Origin of the sequence: Corallococcus sp. AS-1-6, from assembly GCF_020037015.1 — a bacterium.
GTDB lineage: Bacteria > Myxococcota > Myxococcia > Myxococcales > Myxococcaceae > Corallococcus.
The window spans coordinates 42528-54126 of record NZ_JAIQDE010000025.1 but is presented as its reverse complement, the minus strand read 5'-3'; the positions used below and the strand labels follow the sequence as shown (position 1 = coordinate 54126).

The 11599-nt window shown below is 71.6% G+C and carries 11 protein-coding genes; 3 read left to right on the top strand and 8 right to left on the bottom strand.

Annotated features, from left to right (window positions below):
- Positions 1 to 207 precede the first annotated feature (207 nt).
- On the top strand, positions 208 to 2478 hold the full coding sequence (locus K8612_RS28685) for an ATP-binding protein (protein WP_255672322.1): 2271 nt from the start codon (positions 208 to 210) through the stop codon (positions 2476 to 2478).
- A 6-nt stretch (positions 2479 to 2484) separates the two neighbouring features.
- On the opposite strand, the gene K8612_RS28675 is transcribed toward K8612_RS28685, so the two are convergent.
- The 5 genes from K8612_RS28675 to K8612_RS28655 all read right to left on the bottom strand — a co-directional run bounded on the left by K8612_RS28675 (position 2485) and on the right by K8612_RS28655 (position 8313).
- Positions 2485 to 3384, bottom strand: coding sequence for an MBL fold metallo-hydrolase (locus K8612_RS28675; protein WP_223744719.1), 900 nt, complete (start codon positions 3382 to 3384; stop codon positions 2485 to 2487).
- Between the two features lie 171 nt (positions 3385 to 3555).
- Positions 3556 to 3990 carry a cupin domain-containing protein gene (locus K8612_RS28670; RefSeq protein ID WP_223764606.1) on the bottom strand — a complete coding sequence of 145 codons (435 nt, stop codon included), beginning with the start codon at positions 3988 to 3990 and terminating at the stop codon, positions 3556 to 3558.
- A 346-nt stretch (positions 3991 to 4336) separates the two neighbouring features.
- The gene (locus K8612_RS28665; RefSeq protein WP_223764605.1) at positions 4337 to 5773 is read right to left on the bottom strand and encodes a metallophosphoesterase; all 1437 of its coding nucleotides are present in this window, start codon (positions 5771 to 5773) and stop codon (positions 4337 to 4339) included.
- A 184-nt stretch (positions 5774 to 5957) separates the two neighbouring features.
- Positions 5958 to 6890 carry a TIGR02266 family protein gene (locus K8612_RS28660; RefSeq protein WP_223764604.1) on the bottom strand — a complete coding sequence of 311 codons (933 nt, stop codon included), beginning with the start codon at positions 6888 to 6890 and terminating at the stop codon, positions 5958 to 5960.
- Positions 6891 to 6954: 64 nt separating this feature from the next.
- On the bottom strand, positions 6955 to 8313 hold the full coding sequence (locus K8612_RS28655; protein WP_223744723.1) for an RtcB family protein: 1359 nt from the start codon (positions 8311 to 8313) through the stop codon (positions 6955 to 6957).
- 235 nt (positions 8314 to 8548) lie between these two features.
- Here K8612_RS28655 and K8612_RS28650 point away from each other — a divergent pair, with 235 nt between their 5' ends.
- The gene (locus K8612_RS28650) at positions 8549 to 8830 is read left to right on the top strand and encodes a hypothetical protein (RefSeq protein WP_223764603.1); all 282 of its coding nucleotides are present in this window, start codon (positions 8549 to 8551) and stop codon (positions 8828 to 8830) included.
- Positions 8831 to 8837: 7 nt separating this feature from the next.
- On the opposite strand, the gene K8612_RS28645 is transcribed toward K8612_RS28650, so the two are convergent.
- From K8612_RS28645 to K8612_RS28635, 3 genes are all read right to left on the bottom strand, one after another.
- Positions 8838 to 9188 (bottom strand): DUF2019 domain-containing protein, encoded by a 351-nt coding sequence (locus K8612_RS28645; RefSeq protein WP_223764602.1) that lies wholly within the window; start codon positions 9186 to 9188, stop codon positions 8838 to 8840.
- On the bottom strand, positions 9188 to 9727 hold the full coding sequence (locus K8612_RS28640; protein WP_223764601.1) for a hypothetical protein: 540 nt from the start codon (positions 9725 to 9727) through the stop codon (positions 9188 to 9190). Before K8612_RS28640 ends, K8612_RS28645 begins: the two co-directional genes overlap by 1 nt.
- A 103-nt stretch (positions 9728 to 9830) precedes the next feature.
- A complete protein-coding gene (locus K8612_RS28635) occupies positions 9831 to 11018 on the bottom strand; it encodes a BTAD domain-containing putative transcriptional regulator (protein ID WP_223764600.1) in 1188 nt (395 codons plus the stop codon).
- Between the two features lie 245 nt (positions 11019 to 11263).
- Between K8612_RS28635 and K8612_RS28630 the strand changes: the two genes are divergently transcribed.
- A complete protein-coding gene (locus K8612_RS28630; protein ID WP_223744727.1) occupies positions 11264 to 11590 on the top strand; it encodes a pilus assembly protein N-terminal domain-containing protein in 327 nt (108 codons plus the stop codon).
- Positions 11591 to 11599 lie beyond the last annotated feature (9 nt).

Sequence of the window (11599 nt, the reverse complement as noted above, 5' to 3'; positions counted from 1 at the left end):
AGCGGCCCTCTCCCCGCGAAGCGGCGGCACGCCCTGGTGGGCCTCCCGCGGTCGGAAAGGCGTCACTGTCCCACCCTGTCCGCCGGCGAGGCGCGCACTGGTGGACACCGGACGGGCCGGGGAGGGGGGTGGGCGCGAGGAAGGGAGGGCCCCACCGTGAACGGACGCGGAGGCGCGAATGGAGTGCGTCCAGCGGGGAAGGGACGCATGGCGGCAGGTCCCAGGCGCGCGCGACAGGAGAACGGGTGGGGGCTCGGGGCGAGCCTCCTGGTGGCGCTCGTCCTGCTGGTCCTGGCCGTGGGGACGCTCCTGCTCACGCGCGCCTCCGTGCGGTCGCGGGTGATGGAGCGCTCCCTGGACCTGCAGGAGGTGGGGCTTCTGGGGCGGGCCTTCGGCGACAAGGTGTCCCTGGCCAACAGCGCGCTGCTGGCGGGAGGGCAGTCGCTCTCCCGGGACACGGCCCCGGCGCGGCGGCGCTTCCTGGACACCGCGGACCGGCTGGCCGCGCGGCTGGATACGCCCGAGGACGAGGCGCTGGTGTGGGAGGTGCGCACCGCGGAGCAGGCGCACGAGGCGGCCCTGCGCGCGCTCGTGGCCGCCTCCACGCCCCAGGAGCAGAGGCTGGCGCACGAGCGGCTCGCCCGGGCCCATGGGGAGGTGCGCGAGGCGCAGGCTCACCTGGAGCGCAAGGTGCAGGAGCGGCTGGCCGTGGAGAACCGGTCCGCGGCGCGGGTGGACCGGTGGGAGACGGCGCTGCTGCTGCTGGCCTCCCTGCTGGGGCTGACGGTGGCGGGGGTGCTGGCGTGGGTGCTCCACCGCCGGCTCCACCCGCTGCGGCGCGAGGCGGCGGCCAGCGCGCACCGCTTCCAGGCGCTGGTGGAGGGCGTGCGTGACTACGCCCTGGTGCTGCTGGACACGCGCGGGCGGGTGGCCAGTTGGAACCCGGGCGCCGAGCGCATCAAGGGCTGGGGGGAGATGGAGATCCTGGGCCGGCCCCACTCCGTCTTCTACACGTCCGAGGAGGCGGCGGCGGGCAGGCCGGAGCGGGACCTGTCGCGGGCCCTCCAGGAGGGGCGGCTGCGCACGGAGGGCTGGCGGCAGCGCAAGGACGGCTCGCGCTTCTGGGCGGAGGTGTCCTTCACCGCGCTGCACGGCGAGGACGGCGAGCCCCAGGGCTTCTCCGTGGTGACGCGCGACATCACCGAGCAGCGGCGCCAGGAGCGGGTGCAGGAGCTGCTCGCGGAGGCCGGCCGCGTCTTCCACCAGTCGCTGGACCCGGACCTGACGGCGGCGGAGGTGGCGCGGCTGCTGGTGCCGGAGGTGGCGGACGGCTGCATCCTCTACCTGCTCACGCCCGCGGGCGAGCTGCGGCCCCGGGCGGTGACGCACGTGCAGCCCGAGCGCGAGGCGAGCCTGTGGGAGGCCCTGCGGCGGTTCCCGCCCCGCCCGGGCATGCCGCCGGTCGTCTGGGAGGTGATGCGCACCGGGCGCTCGCGGATGGACGTGGACGTGGAGACGGACGACCTGGCGGCCTCCGCGGAGACGGACGAGCACCGGCTGCTCATCGAGCGCGTCGCCATCGGGTCCTCCATGGTGGTGCCCCTGCGCGCGGGCAGCGACACGCTGGGCGCCTTCGTGCTGCTGACGGCCCGGGGCCACCGCCGCTTCACGCAGGTGGACCAGGTGCTGGTGGAGGAGTTGGCGGGCCGCGCGGCGCTGGCCCTGGAGAACACGCGGCTCCTGCGCGAGGCGCGCGAGGCGGTGGACCTCATCGCCGTCACCGCGCATGACCTGGGCAATCCCTTGCAAGCGCTGCAATTGCTGCTCAGCAAGGTGCAGCGCTCGCAGGCGGCTGGAAACGGCGAGGCGGTGCGTCAGGGGTTGGTGGTGGCGCGCGGGCAGGCGCAGCGGCTGGGCCAACTGCTGCACAACCTGCTGGATTTGTCCCGGCTGTCCTCCGGCAAGCGGCTGCTGGACGCGGCGCCCATGGACCTGGGGGAGCTGGCGCGCGAGGTGGTGGAGCGCTTCGCGGAGGCCGCGGTGGAGGCGGGCTGCGACCTGCGGCTGGAGGTGGAGGAGGGGCAGGTGGGGCAGTGGGACCGCATCCGCCTGGACCGGGTGGTGACCAACCTCCTGTCCAACGCGCTGAAGTTCGGCCGGGGCCACCCGGTGACGGTGACGGTGTCGGCGCTGGACGCGGACCACTCGCGGCTGCGGGTGCGCGACGAGGGCGTGGGCATCCCGCCGGAGGCCCAGCGCCGCGTCTTCGAGCGCTTCGAGCGGGAGCGCGCCGCGCGGACGAAGGCCGGCTACGGGCTGGGGCTCTACATCGCCCGCCAGTTGGTGGAGGCGCACGGCGGCGTCATCCGCCTGGAGAGCGTGCCGGGGCGGGGCGCCACCTTCACGGTGGACCTGCCGCGCGTGCCCCGGCCGGTGGAGGAGGCGCCGGTGGCGCGGTCGCATCCGCTCCCTCGGTGACGCCCGCTACAGGTGCAGCGAAGGCACGGGGGCGACGAGGCCGGGCTGGATGGGGAAGTCCGCGGGCAGCTTCTCGCGCTCCTCCAGCCGCTCGAACTCCAGCGAGTCGTGCGCGCAGAACACCGTCACCTGTTCGCCGTGGCGCTGCACCAGCTCGCGCAGCCGGCGCAGGTTGTACCAGCGCATCCACCCGTCCTTCTGCATCAGCTTCTGGTAGGCGCGCAGGCCGGAGGTGCACCGGTAGCGGTCCAGGTCCATCTCGCCGTGGTAGAAGTACGCGTCGCCCGCGTGCAGCAGCCACCGGTCCCCGGTGTCGATGGCCACGCCCGCGTGTCCCAGCGTGTGGCCCACGAGCGGCACCAGCAGGATTTCCGGCGGCAGCCCGGTGAGCTCGCGCACGCAGTCGAAGCCGAACCAGCCTTCGCCCCGGTTCGGGACGTAGGTCTCCCAGCGCGTCTCCTGGGACCACTGCTGCGGGCGGAAGCGCGCGCGGTCCAGCCAGGTCCGCTGCGCGGTGGCCACGCGGTACTCCTCCGCCAGCACGTGCACGCGCGCGTGGGGGAAGTCATCCAGGCCGCCCGCATGGTCGAAGTCCAGGTGCGTGAGGACGATGTCGCGCACGTCGCTGGCCTGGAAGCCCAGGCGTTCGAGCTGGCGGATGGCGGTGGATTCCTCCGCCAGGGCGGGGCGGCAGAGCACGTCGCGGAACAGGCTGTTGAGCCGCACGCGGGGCGCGTACACGTCATGGAGACCAAAGCCGGTGTCCACCAGCACCAGGCCGCGCGGCGTCTCCAACGCCAGACAGTGGCAGGTGAGCGCCGCCGGGCCGGTGAAGCCGCGCCGTCCATCCATGAGCCGCCGGCCGGGCGGGCACATCGTGGTGCAGTTCAGGTGGTGGATGCGCATGGCGGCTCCTGCTCCTCGTGAAAGGCGGCGGCCGTCCGGCGGCGGTTGGACCGACGCGGGAAGCCTCCTTCCGTTCGTTCAGGGCAAAAGTGCGCCGTGGGCTCGCTGGGAGGAATCACCGCGCCCGGCCAGGACGAGGGCTCGCCCGCCCGGGGGGCGGCGGGACACCCCTCAGGGAGCGGGAGGCCGCCCGTCCGCGTCACCCGCGAGCGGTGGAGCGGACATCAGCACCAGCGCCTCCGCGTCAGCGACGGGGCGGTGCTCGACGCCGCGGGGGACGATGAGCAGCTCGCCTTCCTCCAGGTCCACGGTGCGCTCGCGCAGCTCCACGCGCAGGGTGCCCCGGGTGACGAAGAACAGGGCATCGCCGGTGACGTGCCGGCACCAGGGGCCGGTGCCCGTCAGCCGCACCAGGTGCACGGGCTGGCCGTGGAGCATGCCCACGGGCCGGGCAATGCCAGGCGCCGGCAGGTCGGTGGAGGCGTGGGCCAGGTTGACCTTCTCCACGGGGGGAAGGGCCGCGGAGGCCGCCGGGGCGCGGCGGCGTGAATCCCAGCGAGGGGGACGGCCCCCGGCGAGGGGTGGGGTCCGGAGGATGGTGCTCATGTGACAGGGACTCCTTCAGGGGGGACGCGGTCCCACCCCCTCATGGGTTGTCTTGCTTCCTGCCAGAGACAGGACCCGTGTTTCACCCCCTGCCACGGGGGCCGGTCCGGTATCCGACGGATGGCGCCGGTAAGATAGGGATTGCCCCGCCGGCATGCCGGAAGCCCGGATGTCCACCGCCAGGGACCCCACCCGGGTGACGAATGGCGGCCCCGGGGGGCGGCTGGCCAGCGGGCTCTGACAGGTCCAGGTCCGCGTCTGACGTGTCCCCACGGATGTGGTCAGGTGACGGAGCCCGCTTCTCCGACGGGGAAGCGGGCTCGCGTGTCTCATCCGGGGTGCCTGTTCAGCGCACCCAGTTCACGTTGCTGTACGCCTTCACGCCGTCCGCCCGCTCCGTGTTCGTCAGCGGCGCGTAGACGCGCGTGCTGATGGTGTTGGCGGCGGTGTCCACCTCCACGAGCCGCGTCGGATTGGTGGTGCCGTCGTGGAACGTGTTGAGCATCTGGTAGACGGTGTTGCCGTTCACGCCGGTGTCGGTGCGGTAGGCGGCGTTGCCCACGTGGCCGGAGAAGACGAAGCGCACGTTGGCGTACTGCTTGATGAGGTTGTCGAACACGTACTGGGGGCTGTTGTTGCCGTAGCCGCCGTTGGACTGCTCGATGCCGCCGCTGCTGTTCAGGTGCGAGTGGGTGATGATGATGACGTTGTGCCGGGGGTACTGGGCCAGCACGGTCTTCGCCCAGTTCACGGCGTTCGTGCGGGCCCACAGCTCCAGGTTCAACACCAGCCAGTTCAGGCCGCCCGCGTTGAACGTGTGGTAGGCGTTGTCACACTTGCCGGACTCGAACACGCCGCCCAGGGCCTTGAAGCGGGACAGCGGGAAGTAGGTGTTGAAGGTGGTGGTGTTGCGCAGGTTGGCGTTGACGTCGCCGGGGCACGCGCTGCCGCCCTGGCACACGGCCGCCGTGTCGTGGTTGCCCAGGGCGATGGCGTAGGGAATCTGCGCGGCGTCGAGCACCTGATACGAATCACTGGCGCGCTGGTAGTGGAGGTGGTCGGGCGTGTCCCAGTCCAGCAGGTCTCCGGTGTGCATCACGAAGCGGATGTCCTGGGCCGTCTTGTTGTCGGCGATCCACTGCATGCGCTGGGTGAGCCGGGTGGGGGCGTAGACCGTCTCCTGCTGGGTGTCGGGGATGACGACGAAGGTGAACTTCGTGTCCACCGTGGTGGGCGCGGCGTAGAACTGGATGCCCTCGTTGGTCCAGCCCGCGGCGGTGAGCGCGTCGCGCTCCGCCTGGGTGACGGCGTGGCGGTGTTTCTTCAGGCCCGGGTTGTCGAAGCGGTAGACGGGCACGAGGCACGCGTCCGCCGTCTTGGACGCATAGAAGCCAACGCCCTCGTCGGTGGTGAAGCCGGAGGCGATGAGGTTCGAGCGCTCGGTCGCGTCGATGGTGACGATGTGCTCGAGGCGGCTGGGGCTGTAGAGCCGGTAGACGGGGGACAGGCCGGTGCCGGAGGAGCTCGCGGCCTTGAAGGGCGTGCCCAGGTCGTCGGTGTAGCCGTAGGTGGTGGCCGCGTTGGCGGCCTCGTTCGCGTTGAGGGTGAGGAGGCCGTCGCCCGTGGACGGCCGCACCCGGTGATACACGGGCTTGCTGAGCGCGGCGCAGTCCAGGGCCGCCGTGGTGCTTCCCAGATGCTGGGGTTCAGGCACCTCGCCAGGACCGCAGGCGGACAGCACGCCGGCCAGGGCCAGGGACACGAGGAGGGAAGAAGGCTTCAAGATGTGCTCCCAGTGAAGTCAATTTTTACAAGTTAAAATTGAATTACTGGGATGCGCATAGCATTGGCCGAAGGGCCGGAGAAGGCACCTGTCGACGAGTGTCACGCGTGTTACAGGGGCCGATCGTGTGGGGATTGCTGGTCGTGCTCCTCACGCCCCTGCGCCCCTGGGGCACCCGGGCCCCTCAGTCCGGGTAGAACATCGGGTCGCGCGTCGCCACGAACGACGAGATGGCGTGCGCCACCTCCGGCGGCAGCGTGGTGAACTGCACGCCCACGCCCGGCATCAGGTCCGGGGTGCGGTCGTTGCCGTCGCGCGCCCAGCGCACCACGCCGTTCACCGTCAGCGGCCGGCCCCCCGGCAGCGTGAAGTCCAGCTCCACCGGCGTGCCGCGCGGCACCGCCTCCACCGTGGCGATGAAGATGCCGCCCTCGCTGATGTCCATCGAGAAGCCGGTGAAGAAGTTGGAGTCACTGCGCGTGTCGATGGTCGTGTGCATCCGCACCCGGCCCGCCTTGCGCGCGTCGCTCTTCGCCGGAGTGACGGCCACGGGCGCGCGCGCCGGGAGCCGCTCCGCGCGCGTCGGCGCCTCGGTCGGCAGCTTCTCCTGGGACGGCCGCAGGGCCGCGGGCGGGACGACCTTCTGGGTCTCCGCCTCCGCCGCGCGGCGGGCCTTCGCCTCGGCCTCCGCTCGGGCCTTGGCGGCGTCCTCCACGCGCTTCAGGTCGGACTCGGCGGACGTCAGCGCCTTCTCCACCCGGGCGGCGTCCTCCTGCTGCACGCGCAGCGCGGACTGGAGGTCCAGCCCGGCCTGGCGGCGCGTGTCCAGCGCGGCCTCGCGCGCGTCCAGGGCCTTCTCCCGCAGGCGCGCGAGCTCCGGGGACGGCTCGGGGGACTCGGTGTCCTCCAGGCGCAGGGCCCACTGGGACAGGCGCGAGTCCCCGGCATGCTCCGGCCGGGCCAGGGCCTGGCGCATGCGGACGAGCCGCTCGCTCAACGCGGCGGCTTCAGCGGCGGCGCGGGCCACCTGTTCGGCGAGCTGTGCTTCCAGCCGGGCCATGTCGGCTTCGGCGCGCGCCAGTTCGGCTTCCCGGGAGGGGGTGGGGGACGGGGGCATGGGTGGGGCTCCAGGCTGGCGCCCACTCTAGCGCCGCCCGGCCTCCCCCACGAGTCCTACCCCGTCAGTCCGCGCCCTTGATGCAGGCCACCGGCTTGAGGCGGTGGGCCACCCGGGCGAGTCCGGCCTGCTCCACCGTCTCCAGGACATCATCCAGGTTCTTGTAGCAGGGCCCGGACTCGTCCAGCGGCGTGGTGCGGGTGTTGAGCAGGATGCCGGCCTCCGCCATGCGCCGGTCCGTCTCCTCCTGCTGGAGCTGCCGGCGCGCGGCGGCGCGGGACATCCGCCGGCCGGCGCCGTGGTTCACCGAGTAGATGGACTGCTCCGCCCCCGCTTGCGCGAAGAGGATGGCGCTGCCCGTCTCCATGGAGCCCGGGATGAGGATGGGGTGCCCGGTGGCCTCCCACGTCGTGCCCTTGAGGGCCGGGTGGCCGGCGGGGAAGGCCCGCGTGGCGCCCTTGCGCGCGACGAACCTGCCGCCCTCGCGCTGGATGAGGTTGTGGCTGATCTCGTAGTAGATGTTCGCGGTGCCGCCGAACACGTCCTCGAGCGCCTCGCACACGGCCTCGCCGATGAGCAGCCGGTTGGCCACGGCGAAGTTGGCCGCCATGTTGTGCAGGTTCCAGTAGCTGCGGCCCAGGGCGCTGTCCGCGTCCAGCCAGACGAAGTCCTCGCTGTGGCTCTTGAGGCCCAACTGCGCGGCGCCCGCCACGAAGAAGTGCTTCGCGATGTTCCAGCCGAAGCCCCGGCTGCCGGTGTGGAGCATCACCCAGACGCGGCCCGTCTCATCCACCTGCATCTCGGTGAAGTGGTTGCCGCCGCCCAGGCTGCCCAACTGCCCGCGCTTGTCGAAGGCGCGCTCGGGGATGGACACGCCGGTGTCCTCCACGGGGATGAAGTCGCGCTCGGTGACGGAGCGGCTGCGGCCCAGGGCCTTGGCGCCGTGGCGCAGGACCTCCCTGAGGGTGGGTTCGCTGAGCCGGCGCTGCTTGCGCGCCCGGGTGGCGCCCACGCCCACGGCGATGCGGTCGGTCACCTCGTCGATCCACTGGCGGCGCTTCGCGGGGTCGGCGACGTCCTCCATGGTGAGGGAGGTCTGAAGCTGGACCATGCCGCAGCCGATGTCGTAGCCGGCGGCGGTGGGCAGCAGGGTGCCGTCCGTCTCCACGATGGTGCCGATGGGGACGCCATAGCCCACGTGACAGTCGGGCGTGACGGCGACGCGGGTGACGCCGGGGAAGGTGGCGGCGTTGACGACCTGATCGAAGACGGCGTCTTCCAGCGGGGGGGCTTCCGGGTTGCCTTCCTCCCCCCAGAGGAGCTTGTCGGAGAGGAACAGGTCCGCGTGCACGCGCATGGTCTTGGTGCGCGGCAGGACGTAGTGGGCCTCGGAGACCTTTTCCAGGTGTTGCTTCCAGCTCATGGTGAATCCCCCAGGTGGGTGAACCCGCGGCAGGGACGAAGCCCTCCTGCATCCCTGACGGTGCCGGTTTCCGGACACACGATTGGCTGCCTGCCTGGCGCGCGTCGAGCGCAAACCCCGTGGGGTGGACGCAAGGAACGGCCGGGAGTGCACGGAGTGGCATTCAGACAAGCCTGGGGGTTGCGGCGGCGGATCGGCATTCCCATTTCTGCAGCGTGCATCAAGGGGGTGGGCGATGGGGTTTTTGACGGGGATGGTGCTGGCGGTGGCGTTGCAGGCGGGGCCGGTGGAGATGACGGCGGCTCCGGTGTTCAATCCGTCGCTGTGCGCCAAGAAGCGCGTGGATCCTTGCGGGTGCCATCACGTGTACGGCATCCGCCACTGCCATCAGAACCGGAAGAGCAACCACTGCGAGGCGCAGGTCCGCGCCTCCGAGCCGGACGTGGAGCAGGAGACCGCGGAGGCCACGGATCCGCTCCAGAGCCTCATCGACCCGGCCAAGTCCGTGTCCATGTAGGCCAGGGCTATGCCGGGTCCAGGGACCAGGTGCCTTCCCTCCAGTGCTTGAGGGCCATGATGGCGTCGATAGCGCCGATGCCTCCCTCTTTCGCTGCCATCTCCAGGACGGCGGTGGCTTCCTCCGTCCGGTAGCGGAGCAGTTGGGCCGCTGCCGCGGCACGGACATCCGTGCGCTCGTGCTTGAACAGCACCAGGAGCGCGTCCCGCCCGGCATCGCCATGGGCCATGAGTTGATCGAGCGCGGCCCCGTACTTCCTGGCGTGCTTGTTTCCGGTCCTGGGGTCGCCTCGGTGGATGGCGTCGGTCTGCGCGGCGACGTGCTTCGCGACCTGCTCGACCAGCTCCTGCAACGTCATCACCAGACTCCCTTCCGCACGTTCTCGATGGCGATCAGGCCGAACTCGCGTTGGGCCTCGTAGGACTGCGTGCTCAACCACTGTCGCACGGTTTGTAGATTCGACTGTGTGATCGCACGGCGAATCGAGGAGTAGAGGCCACTGACATCCGTGTGCAGGCGCTTGTCCAGCGGGATGACGTTCTCGGTGTTGTGAAGGGCCTGGGGGCCGAACCGCTGCACGTTGCCCGGGGTCTGCTCGACGATGTGGTGCCAATCCTTGCGGCCGCGCGGGTCATGGAGATACGAACCACTGCGCGGCTCCACCTGCCAGAGACGCCGTGCCGCATCCTGAGGCCGCGGAGCCGGACGCACGGCCTGGGCCAGCACCGCGACGGCTTCCTCGAAGTCCTCCTCGTCCACTTCCACCGGCGTGCCGCCCGAGGAAGGAGTGACCACGATGGGTGCACCCCTGCCTGTTTCCAGACGCACCGCTCGCGTGACGCCGCCACAGCCCGTCAGCAGCACGACCCCCAACGGAATCAACCACCAGCGTTGCATGCGGAAGCCCTCTCCGGAGTCTGGGACGCCCCGTGAGAGTCATTTGAGCATGCAATGTCAGACAAAGGCGGAGGCGCGGGATGGCCGCCCACCCACCCACGCCTCAATGCGCGGCGGCGGGCTCGCCAGGAAGCTCCTCCGAACGGCTCACCTCCAGGTCGCTCTGCGAACGGATGATGACCCAGCGTGCCTGCGGCGACACGCGCAGGGCCACCACGTTCGGCGCCAGGCGGCGCATCTCCGGCTTGTAGGGCATCACCGCGGCCGGAGGCGGCGTCGGCTGGGGCTCGGACGCGCGGTTCAGCAGCGCGATGACCTTCACCGTGGGGCGCTCCGGAGTCAGTGCAGGACTCACCGTGGGCGGCACGCGCGGAGGACTCCGCGGCAGCGCGGGCAGGCCCAGCGGCACGGCCGGCAGGGCCTTCTGGGGCACGTTCCTTTCCACCGCGACCGGCGTGATGCCCGGAGGCGTAGGGCCTGCCGGCCGCGCGGCGCCAGCCGCCGGCGGATCCCCGAACGCGGACATCGACACGATGACCTTCGGCAACGGCTCGGCCTCCGGCGCGCGCGACGCCACCTGCGACATCGAGCGCGACATCGTCTCCGTCGCGGAGTCCCGCGCCGGTGCGACAGGGCGCGGATGGGGCAGCACCGCCTGCCGTCCCGGCCCCGGCATCACTCCCGGCGCTCCACGCACGTTCACCGGCGCGATGGGGGGCGCCACCGGAAGACCTCGCGATGCGTCCGTCTCCTGCGCGGCGTTGAGCACGAAGGGCGGCGGCGGAGGCGGCGGCACGCTGCGCATCCGCGCGGGCGGCGGCGTCGGCGGAGGCAGCCGGTCGAAGCGGTAGAGCTCCTCGTCCTCCATCGCCGTCGGCGTCACCGCGCCCTGTCCCATCCGCACCACCTCCAACTGCAACGTCGGGTCTCGTGGGTCCAACTCCAGCGCGGCCTTCAGCGCGCCCCGCGCGCGGGACTCGCAACCCAGTGACAACAGCACCTGCGCGGCTTCACGGTAGGCGGCGATCGCTTGCGCCTTCTGCCCCGCGCGGCGGCACGCCTCCGCCAGCCGGACGCGCACATTCGCGTCGCGTGGCAGCCGCTTGGCGAGCTGCGCGTACGTTTCCACGCACTGCGCGTACCTCCCCCGCTGGTACAGCGCATGGGCGACTTCCTTCAGCTCCCGCAGCTTCATCGACTCGCGCTCGCTCATGGGGGTCTCCGCGTCGGTCTCGCTCCCGTGAGCTAGCAGGCGACGTGCCGCTCCCCCGTGACGCGCGCTCGCGTTCACTGCCGCGCCCCCACCGCGACCCCGGACGGGAACCCCTGTCCTCCACCCGGCGGACCCCAAGGCAATCCACCGTGTCCCCGTGCACGCTGTCCACTGATGGACCCGTCAGGGACCCTGTAGAAATGGGAACCACGCTGTAACAACGTCTGTGGCCGCAGCGCGGGGGCTCTCAGGAGACGTCGGATGCCCACGCATGGGACAGTGGGACAGCTCCGGCTCCCCGGAGTCGCCCGGAGGTCGCATCCATGGCTTCACGCTTCGTGACCCTGACGTTGGGAACCCTGCTGCTCAGCGCCCTGCCCGCGGGGGCCAGGGAGCCGGCGGCTCGCGCCGCGGACGCGAAGGAGCTTCCTGCCGCGGACGAGACGCTCACCCTGAAGAAGGGCGCGAAGCAGGTGCTCACGGTGCCGGGGATGAGCCGCGTGGCGCTGGGCGACCCGTCCGTCGCGGACGTGAAGACGACCGGGAAGGACGGCGTGGAGGTCTCCGCGCTGGCGAAGGGGACCACCACGCTCATCATCTGGGGCGGCGACGGCAAGCGCCGCACGTACCGCATCGTGGTGGACGGTTAGCGTCCCCCC

Coding starts and splice junctions, on each gene's coding strand:
- K8612_RS28685 (WP_255672322.1), top strand. CDS start 208: ATGGCGGCAGGTCCCAGGCGCGCGCGACAGGAGAACGGGTGGGGGCTC.
- K8612_RS28675 (WP_223744719.1), bottom strand. CDS start 3,384: ATGCGCATCCACCACCTGAACTGCACCACGATGTGCCCGCCCGGCCGG.
- K8612_RS28670 (WP_223764606.1), bottom strand. CDS start 3,990: ATGAGCACCATCCTCCGGACCCCACCCCTCGCCGGGGGCCGTCCCCCT.
- K8612_RS28660 (WP_223764604.1), bottom strand. CDS start 6,890: ATGCCCCCGTCCCCCACCCCCTCCCGGGAAGCCGAACTGGCGCGCGCC.
- K8612_RS28655 (WP_223744723.1), bottom strand. CDS start 8,313: ATGAGCTGGAAGCAACACCTGGAAAAGGTCTCCGAGGCCCACTACGTC.
- K8612_RS28650 (WP_223764603.1), top strand. CDS start 8,549: ATGGGGTTTTTGACGGGGATGGTGCTGGCGGTGGCGTTGCAGGCGGGG.
- K8612_RS28645 (WP_223764602.1), bottom strand. CDS start 9,188: ATGACGTTGCAGGAGCTGGTCGAGCAGGTCGCGAAGCACGTCGCCGCG.
- K8612_RS28640 (WP_223764601.1), bottom strand. CDS start 9,727: ATGCAACGCTGGTGGTTGATTCCGTTGGGGGTCGTGCTGCTGACGGGC.
- K8612_RS28630 (WP_223744727.1), top strand. CDS start 11,264: ATGGCTTCACGCTTCGTGACCCTGACGTTGGGAACCCTGCTGCTCAGC.